Genomic DNA, 25,029 nt, shown 5'->3' with positions numbered 1-25,029 from the left:
AATACAGTGAAAATACCAACAAAAGTAACAGCAACAGCAAAACTAGTAAATAATAAAACAGCAACAGTATCAGTGAAAATCAATGATAATAACAATAAACCAGTGACAGGAAATACAAAAGTTGTAGTAAAACTCAATGGAAAAACACAAGCAAATGCTATAGCAGTAAATGGAGTAGCAGACATAGATATGATTCCACCAACAATTAAAGGAACATACACACTAGTGGTTATGACTGGTGAAACATCAATCTATGAAAAAGCAACAACAACCACGACACTGAAAGTTTAAATAAATAAGAATATTGAAATAAAATCATATTCTTCTTCTTTTTTTTTATTTTGAAAAACTATTGTTATATTTAGATAATTTTAATATCTCGTCTATATTTTTACTTAACTTTATTTAATAAGTATGTACATATAATTTATTAAGTAAAACTATTACTGTTTTAGAAGGTGTAGGTTATGAATAAATTAAATATTGTGGGAATAGGACCTGGAGCTAGAGAATACTTAACATTAAATGCTGTTGAAACCATAGAAAAATCAGATGTATTAGTAGGTAGTAAGAGATCTTTAGAGTTATTTGACTATCTTGATGCACAAATGGTTGTATTAGAGCCAAGAGATATTCCAAATACTGTGAAAAAGGCAGTATCATATCTTGATGATGGACTTAATGTATCTGTATTATCAACAGGTGATCCAGGTTTTTCTGGTATGTTAAAAACAATTCAAAGATTATCACCAAATACAAAACTAAATGTAATTCCAGGTATAAGTTCTGTTCAGTTAGCATCAGCAAAAGTTGAAATACCATGGGATAGTGCAAATTTAATAACAATTCATGGAGGAAAAGCACCTACAAAGGACTTGTTAGATAAAATTGATAATAATGTTCCAAATATAATTCTTCCAAATAGACATATTAGTGAACTTGCAGAATATCTTATAGATAATGGTTTTAGTCCAGAACATGGAATAACAATCTGTGAAAAACTAAGTTATCCAGATGAACAGGTGGTTCATGTAACACTTGAGGAAGCAAAACAGATGGACTTTGGATATATGTGTGTTGTGGTAGTTTAGAGTAGAAATTATTCATCATCCCCAATTAATTTTTATTATTTTTTTTAAAACCTTATATTATTAAATTAGTAATGAGATATAATAATATAGGAGAATTAGTTTAAACATGATAATTCATGATTTATTTTATTAATCTAAATTAATTTTTATATAAAAGATACGAAATAGTTAAAGGAGACTTGATATGTTACAAATAGCAGTAACTGGAAAACCAAATGTAGGTAAATCCTCATTTTTTAATTCAGCAACGTTATCAGAGGCAGAAGTTGCAAATTATCCATTTACAACAATAGATGCAAATGCAGCAATAGCTTATGTTACAGCAAAATGTCCATGTAGTGAATTGGATGTTTCATGTAATCCTCGTACTGGTAAATGTGAGGATGGGATAAGATATATTCCTGTGGAATTAATTGATGTTGCAGGATTAGTTCCTGGGGCACATGAAGGAAAAGGTTTAGGAAATAAATTTTTAGATGATTTAAGTCAAGCAAGGGCATTAATTCATATTATAGATGCATCTGGTGGAACAGATGAAGAAGGAAATCCATGTGAAATTGGAAGTCATGACCCATTAGATGATGTTAACTTTCTAAAACATGAGGTAACAATGTGGGTTTATTCAATATTAGAGAGAAATTGGCCAAGACTCATAAGAAAGGTAATGTCTGAACACTTAAACTTTGCAAAGGTTATTGCAGATCAATTAAGTGGCGCAGGAGTATTTCTTGATGATGTAATTGAAGCAGAAAGAATTATGGATGATGATTATGATAAATGGGAAAAAGATGATATTTTAAGATTTTTAGATAAATTACTTGAACTTGCAAAACCTATTATCATAGTTGCAAATAAGATAGATACTCCACAAGCAGAAGAAAACATTAATAGACTAAAACAGAAATATGAAAAAGTTATACCAACAAGTGCTGAATCAGAACTTGCTCTTGTAAATGCTACAAAGGCAGGATTAATAAAATATAAGTCAGGTGATGATTACTTTGAAATTATTGATGAAGAGAATCTATCACAAAAACAGAAAATGGCACTAGAATATATTGATAGTAATGTTCTAAAAAAATATGGTTCAACAGGTATTCAAGAAACTATAAATACTGCAGTATATGATGTTTTAGAAGAAATTGTAGTGTATCCTGTTGAAGATGAACATAAATATTCTGATCAGAAAGGAAATATTTTACCTGATGCACTTCTCATACCTAAAGGTTCCAATCCAAGGGATCTTGCATATTGTATACATACTGATATTGGTGAAGGTTTTACCCATGCAATTGATGCTAGAAAGAATATGAGAATATCAAGTGAACAGGAACTTAAACAATCAGATATTATCAGTATTATTTCAAATAAATAGGTGTTTTTTCATGATAACTGTAATTTATCCTGATAAGGATACTGATTTAGAACGATATTCAAATATTAATTCAGATGAAATTATTGTATATGATAATACAGGTAGTATTAATACAGATTTTAAAAAAGAAAATACTGTTGATATTTTCTCAAGGGCAGATAATATTATATTCACACAAAACTGTATTATTAATGAAAAATACGATATAAGTCCTCTGAAAGAGGCTTGTAACATTATTTGTGATAGTATAAATGATGATACTTTGATGATATTCGATACAAAAGTACCTCCAAGAACAGTATATAAAATGTCTAAAATAATAGATGAATATGAATTAATTCCTGATATAAATCTTGCATATACTACAATAATTAAAGAAGATACTAGAATAATTGCAGGTAGAAATGAAAATAGTCTTAAGAGAACATGTAATCTATATGAAAATATGAATAAAACAATAAAAACAACAAAACATATTCAAACAGCAGAAATGATACCTCTACTACAAAATGCATATAAGGATACTCTAATTGCACTTTCAAATCAAATGGCAATACTTTCAGAAGCACTAACAATAGATTTAATTGATGCAATAGATATTGCAAATATGAATAATAATGTGAATATTCCATATCCACAACCAGTACTTAAACAGGAAATTGTTAGGGATTCATCAGAGATAATAAATCTGGCAAATGAATATGGTGAAACTGTACAATTATCAGAAACATCCAGGAATACAAATAACTATGTAGCATATCACATGGCATACATGGCAGAAAAGGAATTGTTTTTAAAGGAACATCTTGCAATGTTTGAAACAACAGTAGCAATACTTGGAATAACAACAGATGATACACTTAAAACACAAGAAGATAATGCATCATTAATACTTATTGATGATTTTGTACAAAGAGATGTTGAAGTATGGGTACATGATGATAAGGTATCAGAGGATATTATAGAGGCACATGGAGCTAAAAAAATATCTCTTGATGAAATATATGATGCAGATTGTATAATTGTAATGATAGACACGCCAGAATATAGAAATATTAATCCATCAAAAATTGAGAAAATAATAATAACAGCACTACCATTATTTGATAGTGAAAAATTCAGTAATGTGAAATATAGTAGTGTTGGACAGTATAGATTAAAAAAAGGTGAAATGTTATGATACATCCAAGACCAAGTCCAATAGCAGCAGCACTATACACACTTCGAGATTTAGAAGTGGATGTGATTATAATGCATGGTCCTGCAGGCTGCTGTTTTAGAACAGGAAGATTACTTGAAGATGAGGGAATAAGAGTAATAACAACAGCTATGAGTGAGAATGATTTCATATTTGGTGCTGGTGAAAAATTATCTAAAACAATTAGAGAAGTCTATGAAACATTTAAACCAGAAAATATTGGAGTAGTTGGAACATGTGCTAGTATGATTATTGGGGAAAATATGAAAAAGGTTGTAAAGGAAGCAGATGTTGACTCTAATATAATAGTAGTGGAAACACATGGTGGATTTGATTCTGGAGATAATACTGCAGGAGCAATATTAACACTTAAAGCAGCAAATAAAGCTGAGTTAATTGATGAAGATGAAGTAAAACGACAAACTCAAATGTTACAAAAGGCTACTCAACTAGAAAAAACAAGGGGTATGGCTAAAGGTGAATATATTCAGCCAAATTATGGGGATAATAAGGTAAAAGTTGCAAATATGATTATTGATGCATTAAATGTAAATAAAAAAGTTTCAATTGTATTAAATGCTAAAAAAGAAACAAGTTATCTTTTTGCAGATATAATGTCTGTTCCATGGTCAAAGTATTATCCTGATAATCTACCTGTATTTATAGCCAATACAGATGAAAATATAGGACTTCCATATATAAAACATCATGCAACTGTTGTGAATAGTAATGTAGATAAAAAAATGGATTATATTACAGGTGGACTTGATGAATATCCAGTTACAGGTATTAAAGCACAAACTATACTTGAAGATGAGGATTGTGATGTTACAATAGTACTTGGAGTACCACATGCAGTTGATATAACAAAGGTACCTGGAAAAACAATAGCTGTTACTGATGGACCAAGACTTGTTAAACCATTAATGGATATGGGATATGATTATGTTATAACAGAGTTAGATGCACATTCTAAAACTCTTGGAGCAAAAAATATAGTTGAATCTGAATTTGCATCTACATTACGTGGTTTGTTAGAATAATCTAAAGTTTTTGAAATATTTCTAATAAATAAACTAAAATATAAAAGATATAAACTTAATATATATAAGTATAGATAATTTTGTATAGGTGACATAATTGAATATAGTAGTTATAGGCGGAGGAGCCTCTGGATTAACAACAGCATCCAATATAAGAAAATACAATAAAGATGTTCAAATAATAGTGTTTACAACACAGAAAAATGTTGCATATTCTCCTTGTGCAATTCCATATGTAATTGGTGGACATATTGATAGCTTTGATGATATTATTATGCACAAACCAGAAGAATACATGAGTAAAGATATTAGAATCATGACAGAATCTCGTGTAACAGAAATAGATCATGATAATACTGAAATTACATATGAAGATAAAGATGGAAACAAACAAAATATTAAATATGATAAATTAGTAATAGCAACTGGTGGAAAACCATTAATGCCTCCAATTCCAGGTAAGGATTTAGAAGGGGTATTTAAAGTAAGGACAATAGAAGATGGAGAAGAAATATTAGCATATTCTGAAAAATCTAAAAATGTAGTTCTTGTTGGTGGGGGAGCAATAGGATTAGAACTTGGTTCTGAATTAGCTCATAAAGGATTAAATGTAACAATTGCAGAAATGATGCCACAATTATTCCCTAGATCATTTGATAAAGAAATGTCTGATAAATTCCAAGAACACCTTCAAGGAAAAAATATTAAAATACTCACAGGTTCTGCAGTAGAATCAATTAATGGAGAAACAAAAGTAGAATCAGTAACTATTGATGGTGAAGTACAACCTGCTGACATGGTTATATTATCAACAGGAGTAAGACCACAAACAGAACTTGCAGAAAGTATTGGCTGTGAATTAGGAAAATTTGCAATTAAAGTAAATTCTCATATGGAAACGTCTGTGGAAAATGTTTATGCTGTAGGAGACTGTGTTGAAGTAATTGATGCAATAACAGGTCAAATTACACTATCTCCACTTGGAACTACAGCTGTAAGACAGGGTATTATCTTAGCTAAACATTTAACAGGTCATGAAATTGAATTTAAACCAGTTTTAAACTCAACAGTATCTCAAATTGGTATTATGGAAATGGGTGCAGTTGGAATAACACAACAAAGTGCACAAAAAGAAGGTATTGATGTTGTAGTAAGTAATATTGATACATTATCCAGAGCAAGATATTATCCTGGAAGTAAACCATTACACATTAAATTAATATCAAAATTAGATGGTACAATTATTGGTTGTCAAATGTTTGGTCAAGAAGCAGTAGCTGAAAGAGTAGATACAATGACAGCTATTATGTCACAGAAACTTAAATGTGATGAAGTAGTATCTATGGAATTTTCATATGCACCACCAGTATCTATGGTAATAGATCCTATAGCTCAAGCAGCAGCTAATTGTCTTGAACAAATTGAAGCAATTGAATCTGAAATAAATTCTTCTTGTTGTGAAGTTAAAGAAGAATCTACTGATGCTGAAGAGGATAAACCTGTAGATGATACTTCAGAAAACTTATCTTTTACTGAAAGTCTTAGAGCACAGGGTTTAATTCAAAAATAAGATAATTTTAGGGTATAACTCCCTTAACTATTTTTTTTAATATATTCTAGTTTTTATAGTAATTTTTTTTAGAAAGAGTGTTTATTTTGGATAAAAAAAAGTAATTGAAAATAGAGTATCTATTCTCTTTTTACTTTAGAGTATTCTGCACCTTGAAGATCGTAGTATTTTACCATACCAATCATTTCTCTTTGATCAATTCCTTTATCTTCAAATGATACATTTTCTTCATTATATAATGCATAAGGAGATTCTTTTGTAATAACTTTCATTGAACCTTTATGTAATCTTACTTCAACAGTACCTGTTACTCTTTGTTGCATATGATCATTTACAACATCAAGATCTTCTCTTAATGGTTCATTCCAAAGACCATTATATACTAATTCAGCATATTTTTGACTTAAGTTTTCTGCAAATTTAATTTCTTCTCTACTGAATATTAATTTTTCAAGAGCAGCATGTGCTGTTATAAGAAGAATAGCGCCTGGTGTTTCATAGTTTTCTCTTGATTTAAGACCAATAATTCTGTCTTCAACCATATCTATTCTACCAATTCCATTGTTACCAGCAATTTCATTTGCTTTTCTAATAAGAGCTACAGGTTCTAATTCTTCATCATTGATTTTTACAGGTTCTCCATTAACAAATTCTATTTTAACAATTTGTGGAGTTTCTGGTGCATCTACTGTGGATTTTGTCCATTCATATATTTCTTCTGGTGCAGCTGTTGCAGGATTTTCAAGTAATCCTCCTTCTATTGATCTACCCCATAGGTTTTCATCTATACTGTATATTTTTTCCGATGGAAGAGGTATTCCATGTTCTCGTGCATAGTCTTGTTCTTCTGTTCTTGTTAGGTTATAATCACGTACAGGAGCAACTATGTCTAGATCAGATTCTGATCTGATGGTTGCTTCAAATCTGAATTGATCGTTTCCTTTTCCAGTACATCCATGTGCAATTGTTGAAGCATTTTCTTTTTTTGCTATTTCAACTATTTTTTTTGCAATTAATGGTCTTGCATATGCTGTACTTAATGGGTATCCTTCATATAATGAATTTGTTTTTATACATCTGAATGCATATTCTTTTGCAAATTCATCTTTTGCATCTATTGTGTAGTGTTTGTCTGAACCAATTTTTTGAGCTGCTGCTTCTGGTTTTTTAATTTCATCTTCTGGTTGTCCTACATCTACACATGCTGTGATAACTTCCATATTATATTTTTCTTGTAATAATTTAACACATACTGAGGTGTCTAATCCTCCACTGAATGCTAATACTACTTTTTCCATTGTTTCACCTTTTTATTTTATAATTAAATTAATATTTTTTTTTATAAAAGTAATATTTCTCTATGTGTATTGAGATATATATTATTATATATCTGTTTGTTTTGTAATATAATTTAGGTTTTTATTGGTTATTTTTGAGAATATTATTATATTTGTTTGTATAAATCTTTAGATATTAAGTTATATTTGGTGAATTTTTTAATATGTCAAATTATAGAAATCATGCAATAGCAGGTATATTATTTGCACTTCCATTTGCTCCTTCACTTTTCTATTTGTTTTTTGCTCTACTTGGAGCATCTATACCAGATATGGATCATGTTAATAATAAAAATAAGGTTGTGGTGATGTTTATTATTGGTGTGATTCTTGCTGTGGCCTTGTCAGTTTATGATAAACTCCCATTATCTGCTATGATTATTATCTTAGTTGCAGGTATTTTTTATGTTTCTAAGCATAGGGGATTTACACATACATTGCTTGGTGTTAGTGTATTATCATTTCTATTTACATTGATTGTTATGGGTTTTATTCCATTTATTAATAAGTTGCTTATAGTTTCTAATATTGCTTGGCCAAGTAGTATTTTATTATTTGTTGTAATGATACTTGTTGGTTATTTTATTGTTAGTAGAAAGTATCTTTTATGGTATGTGTTACTAGTTGGAATTTATTTATTTTTATTTCCAGTGGATTATGGTAATATTGGTAGTAGTAATGTATTTTTAATGTTTTTTATTGGTGCTATTAGTCATATTATCTTGGATTTATGGACTCCAGCTGGACTTTGCTTGTTTATACCAGTTAGTTATAAAAAGTATCATAGATCTATGGCTTTGTTATTAATATTAATTTGGATTATCTGTTCGTTGCATTATATAACAGTGAATGGTTCGTTATTAACTAATTTTACTTCAATTTTTAAGTATGCCTAAAAATCATTTCATAACTATTAAATATGTGGTTTTGATATATATTTTATTATACTATATACTTAGAATTTTGAAGTTTTTCTTTTTTTAAGTATTAAGTTTTTATAGCTAATTGATTTAAATTTATAATAAAAACGGAGTTTAATTTATGTTTTTAACTAGAATAATCTACGGAATAGAATTTTTCGTAGTATTAGTAGTCGAAATAATTAAAGCAATACTTGACACAAGTATTTGCTGTCTCAAGGGCGATGTTGATCCTATAGTTGTAAAGATTAAACCTGATCTTGAAAGACCAGTATCTCTTGCAATACTATCAAATACTATCACATTAACACCTGGTACTATCACTGTTAGTATGGATCAAGAAGAACGTGTTTTAACAGTTTCAGCTTTAACACCTCGTTCAACTGGAGATATTATCCCTCTTGAGCCATATATTAAGAAAATGTTAGAATAAACATAGGGTGATGAGATGGATTTTTTAACAATATCTGAATTGTTCCTCATGTTATGTCTAATTGTTTACATGCTAGCAAATGTAAAAATTGCAGCAAGAAGAACAATTGGTTCAGCTTTAGCTGGGGTAGCAGGTTTCACAATTGCACTTGCAATTGTTTTAACAATGGTATCTTCACTTACTGGAATAGATTTCTGTAGAGACATAGCATTTGCAATACTTATATTAAGTCCTGTAGGAACAATAGCTGTATCCTACGTATTAGGTGGGGGCGATTTATAATGACTGAAGCAGCATTAGAACTTACTTTAAATGTAGATCCTGTTGGATTAATTATAGGGTTAATATTTATAATCTGCGGTATATTCGTTTTAATTACAGCAAAAGGACTATTATGTAATACCGATGACGATGTTAAATATGTCGTATTTGGAAGATTAGAAATGTTAGGTATTGTAGATATGCTTGGCGTGTTAATATTAATACTTCTTGGAGAACCAGCTTTAGGAATGACATACTTTATATTAGCACCATTTGCAACTCATGCAATAGCAAGTGGACACTTCCGTGGAGAACAGGGGGAGCAATAAAATGGCAGATATAAATTTAATAATACAAAATGCAGTACCTTGGATTTTATATTTATTTGCAATATTAGGTGCATTTGTTTGTTTAATTCAAAAAGATTTAATTAAAATGGCTGTATTAACTAGTATTACTGGTTTTATTTTAGCAGCAATTTATCAAGTTTTATTAGCACCCGATGTAGCATTAACACAAGCTGTAGTGGGAGCAGCTATTGTACCAACATTAGTAGCTCTTACAATTCTTAAAACAAGAGAACAACCTGTATCAAAAGAGGAAGGTGATTCCTAATGTTATCAGTACAATTAGGAGCTTTAATTACAGCAGCACTTTTAATGATTATGGGTACAGTAGCATTAGTTTATCTAGATAATGTTGTTAAGAAAATTATTGGGGCTGCATTTATAGGTGATGGTGTAAATTTATTATTAATTTCATTAGGTTACAAAGTTAACGGAATTACATATATCTTTTTACAAAATATGGAAGTAAATAACTTCTTAGGTCAAGCATCATATCCATTACCATTTGCATTAGTACTTACTAGTATTGTAATTGGAGCAAGTACACTTGCTGTAATGTTAGCAATGACAGTAGTATTATATAAAAGACATGGTACTTTAAGTGCATCCGTTCTTTTAAATGATAAAAGATTTGGAGAGGATAATAATGAATAGTACTGTAATTACAGCAATGGGGGGTAGTTTATAATGGATGGAACTATCTTTTTACCATTAATGGTTATTATACCAATAATTTGTGCTATATTAGTTAACCTATTACATGGTTCTGAAAAAATAACAAAAGTATTGGCAGTTATTACTGCTATTTGTTTACCAATAGTACCATTAGTAGCAACATATGGAAACCATTTCTTTGGAGGATATAAACCTCTAGCAGCTGGTGGATTAGCAGTTCAATTACCTGCATTATCTAAAGCAATAATTTCTGGATCAGTTCTAGAATTATTCCACCCAGCAATTACATATGCATTTGGACCTGGACAACAAGTAGTTGCATTTATATTAGGTATAGTTGCAATGTGTGCAGTATTCATATCCATTGCAGAAACTAAGAAAACATCTGGAGTATACTTATATTTATTATTCATGCTCTCAGCAGCATTAATGGCATTTGTATTAACAGATGATATATTCCACTTATATGTATTCTTTGAAATAGCAGCTCTTGTTCAAGTAGGTTTAATACTCGTATCAAGAGTAAGAGGAAATTATGAAACTGGTTTAAAATACATGTTACTTGGAGAAATAGGCGGTTCCTTCATGTTATTGGGTATTGCTTTATTACTTGGATTAACAGGTAACGTAAACATAACTGATATTGTAATGATGATACACAATGGAGCAGTAGATCCAACAAACCCAGTATTATTATTTGCAGCAGGTATGTTAATTTATGGTTGGTTATATGCAACAGGATTACCACCATTCAATGCAATTAAATCAGAAATTTACAGTAAAGGTTTACCTAGTGGATCAGTATTATTACAATCATTCTCTGTAATAGGTTGTATATCCATAGGTTTAGTATTAATTAGAATATTTGGATATTTACCATCAGTACAAATGGCAATACTTGCAGTATCTGTACTTGCAATGATTTTAGGTATAAGTATGGCTATGGTGCAAGATGATTACAAACGTATCATCGCATACTTAGCTGTTGGTGAATTAGGTTATATTGGTGTAGGACTAGGATTAGGAACTCCATACAGTATAACAGCAGGATTATTCCAAGCAGTAAATGAATTAGTAGTAACTTCATTCTTGTTTGTAGGATTTGGTTTAGTATTATACAAAACAAGAACAAGTAAAATCAGTAAACTTGGTGGATTATTAGAACATATGCCTGTAGCAGCATTATTAATTGTACTTGCAGGATTTATAATGGCTGGAGTACCTCCATTCAATGTATTCCAAAGTAAATACATGTTATGTCAAGCTGCATTAAGTGCAGGAATACCAGAACTTGCAATAATTATGATTATATTAAGTATTGTAACTTTCTTAGCATTCTTAAAAATCACATATGCAATGTTCCTTAGACCAAAACCAGATGATTTAGAAGTATCTTCTGCAAAAGTTCCTAAAACAACTATGGCAATAATGGTATTCTTCTTAATTATTTGTTTAATTATAGGTTTATGTCCTGATTTAGTAGTAAATAGACTTGGAGTCATGGCTTTTTCCGCTTTAATAATGTAATAAGGTGATAAAATGAATATGTACGATAAACTTGTCGAAACTTTAAAAAGTACATTTGGGGATGATCCTAAGAAAACATTAGTTAATGGATCTGTAACATCATCAGTCATGTCTGCTGAATTAGTCTTAATAGCATCTTTATTAGTGGCTGCTTTGACTATTAGATTAGTAAGTCCTGCATTGATGGTAATTGTAGAAGTTGCCTTAATCATAATCTTTATGTATGCAACACCAATCATGCCTAAATTGTACAAAGAACACAACGATGATATAAATAATATGATGTTTTATGCTGTTTTAACATTAGCAATAATATCAATAGTATTCTACTGGGGGGGAATATAGATGAAATCTTCTATTAGAAAAATAGCATTAGCTGTATCTTTTCTAGCATTCTCAGCAGTATTTTTAAGTTCAATGTATAACTTCAGTTCCTTAATATTCCCTGGTATCAACTATATCTATCAAGGATTAGGAGTATCTGTAGCACCTAACTTGGTAACAAACATAGTATTTGATTTCAGAGGATTCGATACTTTAGGTGAAGCATTAATCTTAGTTAGTGCTGTAGTAACAACTATGCTCGTATTTGGTAGAGGAAAAGTAAACCTTGGAGGCGACGACGATGAGTGATCTTCTTAAATTAATATCATACCCATTATCCTTTATATTAATAGGTTATGGTGCTATGACTATTCTTGGTGGACACATTACACCTGGAGGAGGTTTCCAGGGAGGAGCTATTATGGCTTCAGGAGCTATTCTCTGTATTCTTGCATATGGTTTAAAAGAAAATCCATTTAATTTTTCACACGAAAGAATGTCCATAATAGAAAGCTTTGGAGCTTTAGGTTATGTATTCCTTGGTTTATGTGGATTATTTACAGGTGGTTCATTCCTTTATAACTTAGGAACAAACATATATGGATTAGTACCATCTGGTGTAGAAGCTATATTTAACTTCCCAGATGCATTACATGCTGGAATAATTCCATATTTAAACATAGTGGTAGGATTAAAAGTATTTATAGGATTAACAACATTAGTAGTTCTTTTCTATAGTGTAACTAAATACAAAGAAGACTACGTTGATGATGAGGAAATAGAATAGGGGGAGTAAATATGGTTATAGAAAGTACAGTACCGTTTTTACAATCAATGGCTCCTAACCTTTTTGGAGTCTTATATACTGGACCAACAATAGTTGGTTTTATTATAGGTTTCCTAGCAGGAGTTATTATGCATAAAACACCAACAAAAGGTATAAAACTCAATACTTCCTCATGGATTGCTATAATAATTGCAGGAATCATCATAGCATACTGGTTTGGAACTTTCCCATATTATGAAAGTTTACCATTAGGACCAGGATTTGTAGTTGCTATTATTGGTGCAATAGTCGGAAGAGGATTATTAGGAACTAAAAGTGAGGCTTAAGTGGGGTAATATGAAATGTTTATGACAACAGGTAATTGTAATGGCTCAGGAAATTGTGTAGATGCTTGCCCTACTGATGCTATTAAAGTAGTTAATGGGAAAGCAGTTAGTTGTATAACCTGTGGTAAGTGTGAAAAAGTCTGTCCAAACAAAGCTATCTTTAAAAACAAATTTGGTGGATATGTAGTAGACAGAACAAAATGTAACTTATGTGGAATGTGTATGAATGTATGTCCTGTAAGTGTTATCACAGTTAAAGATGGAAAAATCATGGGATTATGTTCTAATTGTGGTGTATGTGTACCTGCATGTCCAAATAATGCTAGAATGGCACCACCAAAAAGACCAGTTCAAATGGAAAAAGAAATGGTCAACAGAATCAATGTAGGAACAAATCATGATGATTGTATTGAATGTGGAAGATGTGCATATTTCTGTCCAACAAACTCAATTAAGTTCTCATACATAGAACCAGGAGTTTGTACAAAATGTGATACTTGTATTGATGTTTGTCCAAGAAATGCAATTGGACCTATTGAAGAAGGTGGAGCATATCAAGTTGACATGAAAAAATGTGCATTATGTTACAAATGTTTAATTGAATGTCCAAACGATGCAATCATTGAAAAAGACTTTGAACTTGAAATTCAACAACCAGAATATGATGTTGAAAACGATACAAAAATGATTGGATGTATTGATTGTAAAGTATGTGCAGATGCATGTCCAACAAATGGTTTACAAATTATCAATAAAAAAGTTAGATTCAGTGCAGATTTATGTTCATTATGTAATAATGTTAATAATGAAGAACATTGTGCAGCAGACTATGAACATGCTCCATGTGTAACAGCTTGTCCACAAGGTGTATTAGAATTTGTTCCAGATTCAAAAATTACACTTGAAGGTATATGTGTAGGTTGTGGAGGATGTATTCCTGAATGTAAATATGGTGCACGTAAATTTGGAAATACTTCATGGAATGGAGAAATTGGGGCACAATGTATTAAATGTGGTATTTGTGTAGAAGTTTGTCCAAAAGATGCATTAACTATTGAAGATAAAGAAGTAAAACTTAACTTTGATAAATGTGTTCTTTGTGAAAAATGTGGAATTTACTGTCCAGTAAATGCTATACCTAAAACATCACCACTTAAAATGAAAATACAAAGTGGATATTCCATGATCAACAATAACTTATGTGTAGGTTGTGGAGTATGTATAGATGCATGTGTTTTCAAAGCAATTGCTCCTGATGAAGAAGGTAACTTAAAAATTGATAACAACAGATGTATTTATTGTGGAGCTTGTAAGACAGCATGTCCTGCTAGAGCAATAAAAATACAAAGAGACTTTGGGGCTACAATATGAGTTTAGGAAAAGTTTTTATCAACGGAATCTACAACAACCTTAAAAGAATAATTTTTGGTAGTGAATGTAGAACAGATTTACAATTACGTGAAGATGTATTAAATGGTAATGTGAAACCATCACCTAAAGTTGCAGAAGTAGAATGTATTGGTTGTGGAGGATGTTCTAATGTATGTCCTACAAAAGCTATTATTATGGTTCCAGTAGAACCTGTAGAAATAGCTGATGGCATAGTTAAAACAGCAATTCCTGAGATTGATGAAATTAACTGTGTACATTGTTATCAATGTCACGATTTCTGTCCAGTATATGCATTATTTGGAGTAGCAGCAACAATTCATCCTAATGACATTGGAAACAAATGTGATAAGGATGTAAACAGTATGTTATTAGATCCAAGTGAAGTATCTGAGAAGAAAATCCAATACATAGCTCAATATTTAACTGATGATTCAATTATTCAGAAAAATAGAGAATTAAAAGAAAAAGCAGCAGCTCAAGAAGCAGCTGGAAATGAGAATTAGGAGGATAAGCATGGGATTAAAATCACAAGCCCGTAAAAAGGCAATACACCTTATGTTAGTTTATACTGGTGGATGTAACGGTTGCGATATAGAAATAGTTAACACAGTATTGTCTCCTAAATTCGATATAGAACAATACAATGTGTATTTAACATGGAATCCAAGGGAAGCTGATGTTTTAGTAGTATCTGGTCCTGTAACTTACTGGACTAAAGAGCCACTTCTTAAAATTTACGAAGCAATACCTAAACCTAAATTAGTTGTTGCAGTAGGAGCATGTGCTTTAACTGGTGGAGTATACAAAAATATTCATGGAGAAATTCCTTCTGAAGAAATTGAAGGACCTGTAGATAATGTTATACCAGTAGATGCTAAAATACCTGGATGTGCAGTAAGGCCAGAAGATGTTGTAGCTGGAGTAGTATCAGTAATACCAATACTACTTGGAAAAGAAGATAAATAATTTGAAGAGGTATTTATATGGTTACAAAAATAGATGGAGCAACAACTTGTGACAAAACAGAAAGACAAGTTTTTGAAACAGAAATCAATATGGGTACAGTACATCCGGCAGCTTTAGAACCTTACAGAGTTAGACTATTTGTAGAAGATGAAATAGTAAAAGATGCTGAAATTACTGTAGGTTTAAACCATAGAGGAATTGAAAGAATTATGGAAGGACTACCTGTAGAAAAAGCAAATGCTTTAACAGAAAAAGTATGTGGTATTTGTTCTAACGGACATATATACAATTCCTGTCGTGTAGGAGAAGGAGCTTTAGGTATAGAAATTCCAGAAAGAGCAGTATATTTACGTGTTCTTGCAGAAGAATTAGAAAGATTACATAGTCATATGTTATACTTAGGTCATGGATCTGAGGTATTATGTCATGAAACCTTTGCTATGAGAATATTTTATATAAGAGAATCTGTAATGGATCTTTTATATATGATGGGTGGAAACAGAGTTCAATATGGAATATCAGTTCTTGGTGGAGTAAGACCTAGAGCTGACTTAAATCTTAAAGAACAACAAAGAGTACTTGACACAATGGATTATATCGATGAAAAAGTAGCAGATTTTGCTGAAAGATTCATAGCTGATCCAATGGTAATGCACCGTATTACTGGTACTGGTGAATTATCACAGAAACAAGCACTTGATTTACATGTAACTGGCCCATCTTTAAGAGCAACAGGATATGAATATGATTTTAGAACTGAAATGTTTGAATATGAACCTTTTGAATTTGATATTATCACTCAAGATGGTGGAGATGTAAGGGCTAATATTCTTATGAGAGCAACTGAAATCTTTGAATCAACAAAGATCATTAGACAAGTTATTAAAAACTTACCTAAAGGTCCTATTGTAACAAGAGATTGGGATTTAGTAGACTCACCAGTTTATAAAAGTTATATAGAAGTACCTCGTGGAGTATGTTATCATTCATATGGTTTAGAGGATGGAAAAGTAAGACATAGTATTATAAGAACTCCATCAATGTCTAACATTGGTGCAATGCAAGAATCTTGTATTGGACACCCAATTCAGGATGCACAACTTGCTATTGTATCATGTGATCCATGTTTCACTTGTACTGATAGAGCTATACAAATAATTAAATTATAGGAGATCAGACAATGGATATAGTAACATCAATAGGCTATGTTATAGGTGCTTTTATAATTGCAAGTATTGTATGTTTATGGTTACCAGGTATTGAAAAGAAAGCAGAGGCAAGAGTACAACAAAGACTTGGTCCTCAACTTTCAAGTCCTGGTTTCTATGCAACATTAAAATTCTTCTTTAAACAAGTATTAGAACCATCTGCAATATTGCCTAGAGTATATAATATATTACCTTTAATAACTTTGATTATAGTAGCAGCAATATTCCTCATACTCATACCACAAGTAATGGTAGCTTGGGGATCTTTTGCTAGTTTAGTAGCATTAGTTGGTTTATTAAAAGTGGAAGAAGTGTTATACTTATTTATGAGTTCATTCTCACAATCACTTTTATCAAAAACCATGCCTTTCCCTGATCAAGCAAAAGGTGGAAAACATATTGGTGCAAAACAATCATTTATAGAACAATTAAGTGCAAAAAGATCATTAAAACTCATATCTTATGGTAGTTTACCATTTTATATAGCTTTATTTATTCCTGCAATAATGGCTAAAAGTTTGAATTTAATAGACATTGTAAGATATCAATTAATTACAGGTCCAATATTATTCACACTTCCAGGTATCATAGGAACAATTGTGTTCTTTGTAGGATTCTTAATTGTACTTAACTCTAATCCATTTGCATTCATGGAAGGTCATTCAGATGTAATTCAAGGTCCTTTACTTGAATACATGTCAAAATACAGAGCAGTATATGTAATGGCACATGCATTCTTAATATTTGTTGGAGCTTGTGTATATTCAACATTATTCTTAGGTATGCCACCAGTATTTGGTATCTCAATAATTGTACCAATAATATGTTCTATAATAATAACAATAGCTGCAGCTGTAGTAAGTGCATTCTCACCATTATTCACTAACCGTGAGTTTTTCCCTACAGTTATAGCAACAAGTGCTGTTGCTGTAGTAGCAGTTTTAATTGCTGTATTATAATGATTTAAAAGGTGATTAAATGAAAATAGTATTAAGACCACATCATATAATAGGTTTAGCAGGTTATATTGTAGAAGTAAGAACATCTTTCAGAAATTTAATTGTAGTTAATCATGAAGATGAACCAATTAAACTAGAAGTTCCTGTTCTTAATGATGAATGGATTGAAGAACATGAAGCATTAGGATTGGAAGTAATTCCAGTTAATGATGATGATGACTTTTTAGTAATGTATCAAATGGCTAAACATAAATTAGATGAAGAAAGAAAAGCTATAGAAAGTAATTAATTTTACTTTTTACTTTTTTATTTTTTTTAGATTTTTTTTGATAATAATTTATTTCTACTTTTTTTTGAATAAAAAAAATAAATTTAGGTTATATTAAACTTAAATTTTGTTTATATTATTTGTTATTTTTTTAGTATATTTTTTATTATTTCTATTTATTTTGTGGTATTTTGTTTATTTTTAAATGGAATTAATTAACACAACATTTATATACTATAAAAAACTTAGGTATACCTAATTAGGTGTAACTAATTATGTGTTAATATTTTAATAATTAAAACCTAATTTTTTATTGGGTAATGATGTTTGATTTAATAAAATATCATATAGAAATAAAATATTATTCTCGGAGGGAAAAAAAATGACAACAGTTAATGATTTAAAACCTGGAGAAACAGGAATTGTTAAAAGACATAAAGTAAAAGGATCTCTTGGAAAACATCTTAGAGAAATGGGTCTTGTTAATGGTACTCCTATAAAACTTGAAAGAGTGGCACCATTAGGTTATCCTGTAGAAATTAGAATTCAAGGTTTTTCTTTAGCTTTAAGAAAAGAAGAAGCGGAATCAATTGAGTTAGAATAACTCTTTTTTTTAATTCAATTGTTATTTTATTAATATTAAAAGTTCATGATTATTTTTATTTAAACATTGTTTTTTATTTAAAAATTATTCCAACATAATTTAGGTTTACCTAAATTACTACTTATATTATTATTCAGAGGTATGATATGGAGAAACTAAAATTCTTATTAGCAGGTAATCCAAACGTGGGTAAGAGTACAATTTTCAACCATCTTACAGGTATGAAACAACACGTTGGTAACTGGCCTGGTAAAACAGTAGAACAAAAATCTGGAAGTTTTGAATTTGATAATTATGATATAGAAATTATAGATCTTCCAGGAAATTATAGTCTAACCCCATATTCAGTAGAAGAACAAGTTTCAAGAGATGCAATTATTCATGAAGAAAATGATGCAGTAATAAATGTTATTGATGCAGAAAATATTCAAAGAAACTTATATTTAACATTACAAATCATGGAAACAGGTGCTAATACAATACTAGCAGTGAATTTGTTAAATTATGCTGAAGATGCAGGTTTCAAAATAAATCTAAAAAAATTAGAGGAAACATTAGGAATTCCAATAGTTGTCGTGGATGCAAGAGAAGGAACAGGATTAAATGAATTAGTACGTGCAACAATCAAAGCAGCTAACCATCCAAAAGATTGTTCATCTAGATTAACATATGGATTTGAATTAGATGATCATGTAAATGAAGTTAAAGGACTATTTCCTAATTTAAAGATAGGTTCAGCACCAGACTCATGGACAGCTATAAAACTTTTAGAAGGTGATGATGAAGTAATAGACATTGCTGAAAAATCATCTGATAAACAAAATCTACAGAAAGTAAATAACATAAGACGACATCTTGAAGGTATATTAAATGATAATGTAGATGATGCATTTATCAATGCAAGATATGCTGAAATAGATTCAATTATGAAAATTTGTGTAAAAAAACCTGGTGCAGGTAAAAAAACACTCACAGATAAGATAGATGATATAGTAACCAATAGAATACTTGGAATACCAATATTTTTAATAGTGATATATGGAGTTTTCCAACTTACATATACAATAGGAGGACCATTCCAAGATTTAATAGATGAAGCATTTACAATGCTTATAGATAGCATTACTCCAATACTAGGTGATGGATTAGCATCATCATTTGTATTAAATGGTGTAATTGGTGGAGTAGGTTCCATACTTACATTTATACCTATTATATTCATATTGTTTTTCTTACTAAGTTTAATAGAAGATGTTGGTTACTTAGCAAGAGCAGCATTTGTTATTGATAGAGCAATGTATAAAATAATGGGATTATCAGGTAAAGCATTTATACCAATGATTCTAGGTTTTGGTTGTGATGTAACAGGAATAATGGCAACAAGAACATTAGCAAATGAAAGTGATAGAATATCTACAATGTTAGCATTACCATTTATATCATGTAGTGCAAGAATACCTATATATGCATTATTTACAGCAGTATTCTTTGTATCAAACCAAGCAGAAATAACTTTTGGTTTATATATACTTGGTATGATAGTAGCAATTATAGTTGCAAGATTACTTAAAAGAACAGCATTTTCAGAAGAATCTGCACCATTTATTATGGAATTACCACCTTATAGATTACCTACACTTAAAAGTGCAGGATTACACATGTGGGAAAGAGGTTCTCTTTTCATTAAAAAAGCAGGTACAATTATTCTAGGAACATCCATTATTGTATGGTTACTTGGTAATTTACCACCAGGTGTAGAAGAAGGATCTGTTCAAAGTATAATTGGTATGTTTGGAAATATTATAGCTCCAATATTTGCTCCACTAGGATTTGGTTTCTGGCAAGCAGCAGTAGCTTTAGTATTTGGTATAATGGCAAAAGAAATTGTAGTATCTACCTTCGGTACACTATTTGGTGTAGGTGAAGATGGAATAAGTGCAGTTTTACCATCATTATTCACACCATTATCATCATTATCATTCATGGTATTTACATTATTATATGTTCCATGTTTTGCATGTCTTGGTGCAATAAAAGAAGAATCTAACTCTTGGAAGTGGATGGGTGTCTGTGTAGTAACATGTTGTGTTATAGCATATATAATGGCATTTATTGTATATCAAGGAGGATTACTACTAGGATTTACTTAAAATAATAGTATAATCTTTATACTATCTTTTTTATTTTATGGAGGTGTTTATTATGATTATAGGTGCAAGTCCAGAAGTCATAAAGAAAATCAAAAAAGAATAAAACTCTTTTTTCTAATTTTAATAAAAATTTTATAATTATTAATTACAATTATTTAATAAACAATAAAGGAGACTTATCAATGATACAATGTAGAATATGTGGTTGTAAATTTGATGAAAAAAATGTGAAACCATGTGGATGTAGCTGTGCCTTTGGTGGATGTCATGGAAATAATGTTCGATGTCCAAATTGTGGTTATGATATGCCACGTCCAAAGGAATTTAAAAAAACAAATAATGAAAACTTTAATTTTTCAATTATGGATAGAATTAAAAGTTTTTTTTAAATAAATATAGAAGTACTTTTTTCATAAACTTTTTTCTAATTTAATTCTAATTCTATTTTCTAATTTTTATGATTAATTTGGATTTTTTAATATTTTTTCAATAAATATTTATAATATATGAATATTAATATAAATTGAGGCATGACTAAAATGATTCAATGTAAATTATGTGGACACAAATTTGATGAAACTACAGCACAACCCATGGATTGTAATTGTGGTTGTGGTGGAAATAATGTATTATGTCCAAATTGTGGTTATGAAGTAAGATTACCACGTACAAATATACCTAAAAAACCTAAAAAAGAGGAAGAAATGGGGTTTATGGGAAAATTAATGTCAAAATTACGTATGGGTAATTAAATTATTTTATAAAATAAATGTATTATTAAAAAAACTTTTTTTTAAATTTTTTTCTTATTCTAAATAAAAATAGTAAATTCTTTTTAGAAAAATTCAATTATAAAAATAAATAAAAAGTAAAACATTTAAAAGTTAATTTTTTTTAAAGTTTTATTATATTGGATTTATTAGGGGTATTGTATTATTATTAAAGAGTATAATGTGGTGAAATGGAATATATTTATGATATATTTTTTTATTCAAATTTATTAGAGTTGACTTATTTTCAACCATCATGGTCTGGATTTTATTGTTTAATACAATACTAATGTAGGTATATTAATTAAATTATCCATACTAAGGGGTTTTTTTTAATCATAACACTAGGTTTAAATTGGTTTGTTTAAACCATACTATGTGTTGCTGATGATTTTAATTATTTATATCTTTTTTTTTAATCCTTAACTTAGTAGAGGTTAGGGTATTCTCTGACTAAGAGGGATAAACTTATACTACAATACCCTTTTAGAATATATGCATTTTTTATAGTGAAAAAATGGTTAGTTTTTATTGATTTTTTTTCCACTATTCTTAATATTGTATAATGGTAGTATATAAATGTTACTTTATTTTTTTTAAATAATTTTTTATTAATTATTTTTATTAAATGAAGATTTATTATTATATTATTCAAAAGATATGAAAACATAACTTAATTTATATTATTAAAAATTTTTAATTAATAGAAAGAATAAATAATAAATATAATTATGATTATAATATATTTAAAAAAATAGTGGACCGTGAGATACGATGATAGATGCAATAAATATGAGGACAATAGATAAACCAGGAGTTTTAAGAAAAGTAACTGATTATCTTGCAAAAAATGGAATTAATATTGTCTATACCCATTTATATATGGAATCTGATGATCATGCTTCTACATATATAGAATTAGATCATGTGGATAATATTGAAGAAGTACTTTCTGAAATAATGGAATTTCCAGAAGTCAAAGAAGTAAAACTATCTCCTTCTATGGATAAAGTATGGGGTAAAAGAATCATCATAGTTGGTGGTGGAGCACAAGTATCTCAAGTAGCATTAGGTGCAATTACCGAAGCAGATCGTCATAATATTCGTGGTGAACGTATAAGTGTTGATACATTACCACTGGCTGGAGAAAAAAAATTAACTGAAGCTGTACGTGCCGTTGGATGTTTACCTAGAGTGGGTTGTTTAGTACTTGCTGGATCATTAATGGGTGGATCTATTGTGGATGCTATTGATGAAATAAAAAATAAATATGGAGTTAAAGTAATAAGTCTTAATATGGTTGGTTCTGTAAGAGACCATGCTGATTTAGTTGTAACAGATCCAGTTCAAGCAGGTGTTATGGCTGTAATGTCAATAGCAAAAACTGCTAAATTTGATATTGATAGAGTTGATGAAGTACTCTAGGACAATATCCTCTTTTTATTTTTTTTTAATAATTGTAGAATCTTTATTTTATAATCTTTTTAGAATTTAAGTTATTTTTAATAATATGTTATGGGAATACTATTGTATTTTTAGTAATTATATTATTATCAGAAAGAGTATTTTTATTCTCATACTATATTAGTCAATACTTCATATAACAAAAATATATTAATAAAAAACTCTAAAAAATATGTAATAAGTTATATTTTAGTTATTATTGAAGTACATAACTTAAAAAAGTTTTAAGGGTATGGGATTAAGAATGGTTGATGCAATAGAAATAACAACTAAAAATAAGGTACATATTCTAGAGAAGCTATTGGGTCATATTTCAAAGAAGGGGTATGGCCTTGTTTACACACAATTTCGTGTCGAATCAGAAAATACTGCTTTTTTATATGTTGAATTAGAAAATGTGGTTGATATTGACTGTTTGATTTCTGAATTACGTGGTTTTTCAGGGGTTATGGAAGTAGTTAAATTCTTTCCTACAGATGAAATTTGGGGTAAAAGGATTATTATAATAGGAACGGGTATTCAGGTATCACAGGTTGTCTTAGGTGCAATTACTGAAGCAGATCGTCATAATATTCGTGGTGAACGTATAAGTATTGATACATTACCTTTAACAGGAGAAAAAAATATAATTGAAGCATTAGAAGCTATAGGGTATTTACCTCGTGTTTCATGCATAGTACTTGCTGAATCAGAAATTGAAGATTCAATAATAGGGGTAATTGATGAAATAAAAAATAACTACAATATTAAAATAGTGGGTCTTAATGGAAATGATTCTTTAATTAACCATTTAGATTTAGTTGTAACAGATCCAGTTCAAGCAGGTGTTATGGCTGTTATGGCTATTTCAGAAACATCTAATCTTGATATTAGTAGAATTAAAGAAGTACTTTAATTCTTTTTTTATAAGTATAATGGACTTTTTTCTAGTTTTACATATTCATTTATAGATTCTCGTGTTGTACCTATAATTAAGTTGTATGTTTTTTTACCATTTTCTAGATGGGTTACTTCTTCACATACACCAGATGCAATAACTTCTTCATTATTTATAACTTCTCCAGCATAAGTATGTGTAAATGATACTATTTTTTCAATATTTATGGAAGGACCTTCTAAAATTTCAACATTAGATACTTGATATATAGATGGAGTATCAAAAGATTGACTATCATCTATGATTTTACATTTAATTTTCATAGAAGCAATTTGTTTATAATATACATTTTCTTCAATAGATAAGTCTTCAGAATTCATGGTAGATAAAATATCAAATAAAGTACCTTTAATAAGACCTCTGTTGTTTTTTCTAGATTCATACCAAATAAACTCATCAAATGATAATGAACCATCCTTTATTCTTTTATTATATACTTTGTTCCAAAAATTACCCTTGATTCTATCCAGGGGGCTATTTTTATCATCTTTTAGTCTACCATATAATTGACGAGCTTTTTTATGATTATCTAATCCAAATACAATAAAATCAATATCAGAGCTATCAACTTTTTCTAATCTTGCAAGAGTAGAACCAGTAATACCCATATTATCATAGCTAATGTTTGCTTCATTATGAAAAATGTTTGCAAGTAAACGTACCTTTTCATAAAAAGGATTAGGTGAATCATCGTTTATTATTTCTTTTAATCTATCAATAGGACTGTGTATTTCTTTAATATCCTCTAGTGGAACACCCATCATCTTTTTATTTTCAACATTCCAATCAAATAGGTAATTAGGATGATTCTTTTTAATATAATCATATGCTTGATTACTATCAACTTTCTTATAAAAAGTACCATTTAATTCTCTATCACCATCAACACATGGAATGTATCTTAAAAATGCAATAACAGCATCTTCTGGATGATAATAAGTGTTAACAGCAAAAAATAAACTGTCTTTTGTTTCAATAAAATAACGTGGTCTAACATTCATATAAAACTATTCCCTAAAAAACTTTACTAATTAAATCTTATGAATGAAATAATATTAATATATAATAGTTTTGATAAACTGAACATAGTTTTATGA

The 25,029-nt window shown here is 29.6% G+C and carries 31 protein-coding genes; 29 read left to right on the top strand and 2 right to left on the bottom strand.

Translation table 11 applies throughout. The annotated features are described in order from the left end of the window. The 6 genes from BZ132_RS07060 to BZ132_RS07035 form a co-directional block, all read left to right on the top strand. Positions 1 to 291: hypothetical protein (locus BZ132_RS07060; protein WP_286940696.1), on the top strand; the 291-nt coding region annotated here is incomplete at its 5' end. Positions 292 to 467: 176 nt separating this feature from the next. Continuing rightward, positions 468 to 1,091: a cobalt-precorrin-7 (C(5))-methyltransferase gene (locus BZ132_RS07055; RefSeq protein WP_011407033.1), complete on the top strand. Its 624-nt coding sequence runs from the start codon at positions 468 to 470 to the stop codon at positions 1,089 to 1,091. A 184-nt stretch (positions 1,092 to 1,275) separates the two neighbouring features. Then, positions 1,276 to 2,466, top strand: coding sequence for a redox-regulated ATPase YchF (locus BZ132_RS07050; RefSeq protein WP_011407032.1), 1,191 nt, complete (start codon positions 1,276 to 1,278; stop codon positions 2,464 to 2,466). Positions 2,467 to 2,476: 10 nt separating this feature from the next. After that, positions 2,477 to 3,646: a hypothetical protein gene (locus tag BZ132_RS07045; protein ID WP_112149750.1), complete on the top strand. Its 1,170-nt coding sequence runs from the start codon at positions 2,477 to 2,479 to the stop codon at positions 3,644 to 3,646. After that, a complete protein-coding gene (cfbD, locus tag BZ132_RS07040) occupies positions 3,646 to 4,707 on the top strand; it encodes a Ni-sirohydrochlorin a,c-diamide reductive cyclase catalytic subunit (protein ID WP_048059914.1) in 1,062 nt (353 codons plus the stop codon). Before BZ132_RS07045 ends, cfbD begins: the two co-directional genes overlap by 1 nt. A 97-nt stretch (positions 4,708 to 4,804) precedes the next feature. Beyond that, positions 4,805 to 6,277 (top strand): NAD(P)/FAD-dependent oxidoreductase, encoded by a 1,473-nt coding sequence (locus BZ132_RS07035; protein ID WP_112149749.1) that lies wholly within the window; start codon positions 4,805 to 4,807, stop codon positions 6,275 to 6,277. 119 nt (positions 6,278 to 6,396) lie between these two features. On the opposite strand, the gene BZ132_RS07030 is transcribed toward BZ132_RS07035, so the two are convergent. Beyond that, positions 6,397 to 7,575 (bottom strand): argininosuccinate synthase, encoded by a 1,179-nt coding sequence (locus tag BZ132_RS07030; protein WP_011407028.1) that lies wholly within the window; start codon positions 7,573 to 7,575, stop codon positions 6,397 to 6,399. Positions 7,576 to 7,778: 203 nt separating this feature from the next. On the opposite strand from BZ132_RS07030, the gene BZ132_RS07025 reads away from it, so the two are divergent. The 23 genes from BZ132_RS07025 (at position 7,779) to BZ132_RS06915 (ending at position 23,890) form a co-directional block, all read left to right on the top strand. Then, entirely contained in the window at positions 7,779 to 8,510 is a 732-nt protein-coding gene (locus BZ132_RS07025) for a metal-dependent hydrolase (RefSeq protein ID WP_011407027.1), read from the top strand. Positions 8,511 to 8,655: 145 nt separating this feature from the next. Further along, positions 8,656 to 8,967 (top strand): Na+/H+ antiporter subunit E, encoded by a 312-nt coding sequence (locus BZ132_RS07020; protein WP_011407026.1) that lies wholly within the window; start codon positions 8,656 to 8,658, stop codon positions 8,965 to 8,967. Positions 8,968 to 8,982: 15 nt separating this feature from the next. After that, positions 8,983 to 9,249, top strand: a complete 267-nt coding sequence (locus tag BZ132_RS07015; RefSeq protein ID WP_011407025.1) for a hypothetical protein — start codon at positions 8,983 to 8,985, stop codon at positions 9,247 to 9,249. Next, positions 9,249 to 9,557 carry a monovalent cation/H+ antiporter subunit G gene (locus BZ132_RS07010; RefSeq protein WP_011407024.1) on the top strand — a complete coding sequence of 103 codons (309 nt, stop codon included), beginning with the start codon at positions 9,249 to 9,251 and terminating at the stop codon, positions 9,555 to 9,557. Before BZ132_RS07015 ends, BZ132_RS07010 begins: the two co-directional genes overlap by 1 nt. A 1-nt stretch (position 9,558) precedes the next feature. Further along, positions 9,559 to 9,843, top strand: coding sequence for a DUF4040 domain-containing protein (locus BZ132_RS07005; RefSeq protein WP_011407023.1), 285 nt, complete (start codon positions 9,559 to 9,561; stop codon positions 9,841 to 9,843). After that, positions 9,843 to 10,229: a cation:proton antiporter subunit C gene (locus BZ132_RS07000; RefSeq protein ID WP_011407022.1), complete on the top strand. Its 387-nt coding sequence runs from the start codon at positions 9,843 to 9,845 to the stop codon at positions 10,227 to 10,229. The genes BZ132_RS07005 and BZ132_RS07000 overlap by 1 nt, the downstream gene beginning before the upstream one ends. A 33-nt stretch (positions 10,230 to 10,262) precedes the next feature. Then, positions 10,263 to 11,777, top strand: coding sequence for an energy conserving hydrogenase EhbF (gene ehbF / locus BZ132_RS06995; RefSeq protein ID WP_286940694.1), 1,515 nt, complete (start codon positions 10,263 to 10,265; stop codon positions 11,775 to 11,777). A gap of 18 nt (positions 11,778 to 11,795) precedes the next feature. Continuing rightward, entirely contained in the window at positions 11,796 to 12,122 is a 327-nt protein-coding gene (locus BZ132_RS06990; protein ID WP_143740879.1) for an energy-converting hydrogenase B subunit G, EhbG, read from the top strand. Beyond that, positions 12,123 to 12,410 (top strand): hypothetical protein, encoded by a 288-nt coding sequence (locus BZ132_RS06985; protein ID WP_011407019.1) that lies wholly within the window; start codon positions 12,123 to 12,125, stop codon positions 12,408 to 12,410. Next, positions 12,403 to 12,888, top strand: coding sequence for an MnhB domain-containing protein (locus tag BZ132_RS06980; RefSeq protein WP_011407018.1), 486 nt, complete (start codon positions 12,403 to 12,405; stop codon positions 12,886 to 12,888). The genes BZ132_RS06985 and BZ132_RS06980 overlap by 8 nt, the downstream gene beginning before the upstream one ends. A gap of 11 nt (positions 12,889 to 12,899) precedes the next feature. After that, positions 12,900 to 13,214 carry a hypothetical protein gene (locus BZ132_RS06975; protein ID WP_011407017.1) on the top strand — a complete coding sequence of 105 codons (315 nt, stop codon included), beginning with the start codon at positions 12,900 to 12,902 and terminating at the stop codon, positions 13,212 to 13,214. Positions 13,215 to 13,229: 15 nt separating this feature from the next. Next, the gene (locus BZ132_RS06970; protein ID WP_011407016.1) at positions 13,230 to 14,585 is read left to right on the top strand and encodes a 4Fe-4S binding protein; all 1,356 of its coding nucleotides are present in this window, start codon (positions 13,230 to 13,232) and stop codon (positions 14,583 to 14,585) included. After that, entirely contained in the window at positions 14,582 to 15,109 is a 528-nt protein-coding gene (locus BZ132_RS06965; RefSeq protein WP_112149748.1) for a 4Fe-4S binding protein, read from the top strand. The genes BZ132_RS06970 and BZ132_RS06965 overlap by 4 nt, the downstream gene beginning before the upstream one ends. Positions 15,110 to 15,119: 10 nt before the next feature. Beyond that, positions 15,120 to 15,572, top strand: coding sequence for an NADH-quinone oxidoreductase subunit B family protein (locus BZ132_RS06960; RefSeq protein WP_011407014.1), 453 nt, complete (start codon positions 15,120 to 15,122; stop codon positions 15,570 to 15,572). A 17-nt stretch (positions 15,573 to 15,589) separates the two neighbouring features. After that, positions 15,590 to 16,741: a nickel-dependent hydrogenase large subunit gene (locus tag BZ132_RS06955; RefSeq protein ID WP_011407013.1), complete on the top strand. Its 1,152-nt coding sequence runs from the start codon at positions 15,590 to 15,592 to the stop codon at positions 16,739 to 16,741. 11 nt (positions 16,742 to 16,752) lie between these two features. Continuing rightward, the gene (locus tag BZ132_RS06950) at positions 16,753 to 17,739 is read left to right on the top strand and encodes a respiratory chain complex I subunit 1 family protein (protein WP_011407012.1); all 987 of its coding nucleotides are present in this window, start codon (positions 16,753 to 16,755) and stop codon (positions 17,737 to 17,739) included. A gap of 19 nt (positions 17,740 to 17,758) precedes the next feature. Further along, positions 17,759 to 18,028: an energy-converting hydrogenase B subunit P gene (locus tag BZ132_RS06945; RefSeq protein WP_011407011.1), complete on the top strand. Its 270-nt coding sequence runs from the start codon at positions 17,759 to 17,761 to the stop codon at positions 18,026 to 18,028. Between the two features lie 361 nt (positions 18,029 to 18,389). Then, on the top strand, positions 18,390 to 18,611 hold the full coding sequence (locus tag BZ132_RS06940) for a FeoA family protein (protein ID WP_112149747.1): 222 nt from the start codon (positions 18,390 to 18,392) through the stop codon (positions 18,609 to 18,611). 146 nt (positions 18,612 to 18,757) lie between these two features. Next, positions 18,758 to 20,761 (top strand): ferrous iron transport protein B, encoded by a 2,004-nt coding sequence (gene feoB / locus BZ132_RS06935; RefSeq protein ID WP_112149746.1) that lies wholly within the window; start codon positions 18,758 to 18,760, stop codon positions 20,759 to 20,761. 182 nt (positions 20,762 to 20,943) lie between these two features. Next, the gene (locus BZ132_RS06930) at positions 20,944 to 21,150 is read left to right on the top strand and encodes a hypothetical protein (RefSeq protein ID WP_011407008.1); all 207 of its coding nucleotides are present in this window, start codon (positions 20,944 to 20,946) and stop codon (positions 21,148 to 21,150) included. A 141-nt stretch (positions 21,151 to 21,291) separates the two neighbouring features. Beyond that, complete coding sequence (locus BZ132_RS06925) at positions 21,292 to 21,513, top strand: hypothetical protein (RefSeq protein ID WP_011407007.1); 222 nt, start codon at positions 21,292 to 21,294, stop codon at positions 21,511 to 21,513. Positions 21,514 to 22,305: 792 nt separating this feature from the next. Further along, positions 22,306 to 22,956 carry a DUF5612 domain-containing protein gene (locus BZ132_RS06920; RefSeq protein WP_011407006.1) on the top strand — a complete coding sequence of 217 codons (651 nt, stop codon included), beginning with the start codon at positions 22,306 to 22,308 and terminating at the stop codon, positions 22,954 to 22,956. 283 nt (positions 22,957 to 23,239) lie between these two features. After that, entirely contained in the window at positions 23,240 to 23,890 is a 651-nt protein-coding gene (locus BZ132_RS06915; protein ID WP_011407005.1) for a DUF5612 domain-containing protein, read from the top strand. Between the two features lie 8 nt (positions 23,891 to 23,898). Here the strand turns inward: BZ132_RS06915 and BZ132_RS06910 are convergent, their stop codons facing one another. Beyond that, positions 23,899 to 24,933, bottom strand: coding sequence for a hypothetical protein (locus BZ132_RS06910; protein WP_011407004.1), 1,035 nt, complete (start codon positions 24,931 to 24,933; stop codon positions 23,899 to 23,901). Positions 24,934 to 25,029 lie beyond the last annotated feature (96 nt).

Source organism: Methanosphaera sp. DEW79 (assembly GCF_003266085.1).
GTDB classification, from domain to species: Archaea; Methanobacteriota; Methanobacteria; order Methanobacteriales; family Methanobacteriaceae; genus Methanosphaera; species Methanosphaera stadtmanae.
The sequence above is the reverse complement of the archived record's forward strand: the minus strand, read 5'-3'. Positions and strand labels throughout refer to the sequence as shown.

Excerpts from the sequence above, each read along its gene's own strand:
- BZ132_RS06920 (WP_011407006.1), top strand. The coding sequence starts at position 22,306 with ATGATAGATGCAATAAATATGAGGACAATAGATAAACCAGGAGTTTTA.
- BZ132_RS07005 (WP_011407023.1), top strand. The coding sequence starts at position 9,559 with ATGGCAGATATAAATTTAATAATACAAAATGCAGTACCTTGGATTTTA.
- BZ132_RS06965 (WP_112149748.1), top strand. The coding sequence starts at position 14,582 with ATGAGTTTAGGAAAAGTTTTTATCAACGGAATCTACAACAACCTTAAA.
- BZ132_RS07000 (WP_011407022.1), top strand. The coding sequence starts at position 9,843 with ATGTTATCAGTACAATTAGGAGCTTTAATTACAGCAGCACTTTTAATG.
- BZ132_RS07020 (WP_011407026.1), top strand. The coding sequence starts at position 8,656 with ATGTTTTTAACTAGAATAATCTACGGAATAGAATTTTTCGTAGTATTA.
- BZ132_RS06940 (WP_112149747.1), top strand. The coding sequence starts at position 18,390 with ATGACAACAGTTAATGATTTAAAACCTGGAGAAACAGGAATTGTTAAA.
- BZ132_RS06955 (WP_011407013.1), top strand. The coding sequence starts at position 15,590 with ATGGTTACAAAAATAGATGGAGCAACAACTTGTGACAAAACAGAAAGA.
- BZ132_RS06975 (WP_011407017.1), top strand. The coding sequence starts at position 12,900 with ATGGTTATAGAAAGTACAGTACCGTTTTTACAATCAATGGCTCCTAAC.
- BZ132_RS06980 (WP_011407018.1), top strand. The coding sequence starts at position 12,403 with ATGAGTGATCTTCTTAAATTAATATCATACCCATTATCCTTTATATTA.
- BZ132_RS07015 (WP_011407025.1), top strand. The coding sequence starts at position 8,983 with ATGGATTTTTTAACAATATCTGAATTGTTCCTCATGTTATGTCTAATT.
- BZ132_RS06985 (WP_011407019.1), top strand. The coding sequence starts at position 12,123 with ATGAAATCTTCTATTAGAAAAATAGCATTAGCTGTATCTTTTCTAGCA.
- feoB (WP_112149746.1), top strand. The coding sequence starts at position 18,758 with ATGGAGAAACTAAAATTCTTATTAGCAGGTAATCCAAACGTGGGTAAG.
- BZ132_RS07025 (WP_011407027.1), top strand. The coding sequence starts at position 7,779 with ATGTCAAATTATAGAAATCATGCAATAGCAGGTATATTATTTGCACTT.
- BZ132_RS07045 (WP_112149750.1), top strand. The coding sequence starts at position 2,477 with ATGATAACTGTAATTTATCCTGATAAGGATACTGATTTAGAACGATAT.
- BZ132_RS06930 (WP_011407008.1), top strand. The coding sequence starts at position 20,944 with ATGATACAATGTAGAATATGTGGTTGTAAATTTGATGAAAAAAATGTG.
- BZ132_RS06960 (WP_011407014.1), top strand. The coding sequence starts at position 15,120 with ATGGGATTAAAATCACAAGCCCGTAAAAAGGCAATACACCTTATGTTA.
- BZ132_RS07050 (WP_011407032.1), top strand. The coding sequence starts at position 1,276 with ATGTTACAAATAGCAGTAACTGGAAAACCAAATGTAGGTAAATCCTCA.
- BZ132_RS07055 (WP_011407033.1), top strand. The coding sequence starts at position 468 with ATGAATAAATTAAATATTGTGGGAATAGGACCTGGAGCTAGAGAATAC.
- BZ132_RS06950 (WP_011407012.1), top strand. The coding sequence starts at position 16,753 with ATGGATATAGTAACATCAATAGGCTATGTTATAGGTGCTTTTATAATT.
- BZ132_RS06910 (WP_011407004.1), bottom strand. The coding sequence starts at position 24,933 with ATGAATGTTAGACCACGTTATTTTATTGAAACAAAAGACAGTTTATTT.
- BZ132_RS06925 (WP_011407007.1), top strand. The coding sequence starts at position 21,292 with ATGACTAAAATGATTCAATGTAAATTATGTGGACACAAATTTGATGAA.
- BZ132_RS06970 (WP_011407016.1), top strand. The coding sequence starts at position 13,230 with ATGTTTATGACAACAGGTAATTGTAATGGCTCAGGAAATTGTGTAGAT.
- ehbF (WP_286940694.1), top strand. The coding sequence starts at position 10,263 with ATGGATGGAACTATCTTTTTACCATTAATGGTTATTATACCAATAATT.
- BZ132_RS07030 (WP_011407028.1), bottom strand. The coding sequence starts at position 7,575 with ATGGAAAAAGTAGTATTAGCATTCAGTGGAGGATTAGACACCTCAGTA.
- BZ132_RS07010 (WP_011407024.1), top strand. The coding sequence starts at position 9,249 with ATGACTGAAGCAGCATTAGAACTTACTTTAAATGTAGATCCTGTTGGA.
- BZ132_RS06990 (WP_143740879.1), top strand. The coding sequence starts at position 11,796 with ATGTACGATAAACTTGTCGAAACTTTAAAAAGTACATTTGGGGATGAT.
- BZ132_RS06915 (WP_011407005.1), top strand. The coding sequence starts at position 23,240 with ATGGTTGATGCAATAGAAATAACAACTAAAAATAAGGTACATATTCTA.
- BZ132_RS06945 (WP_011407011.1), top strand. The coding sequence starts at position 17,759 with ATGAAAATAGTATTAAGACCACATCATATAATAGGTTTAGCAGGTTAT.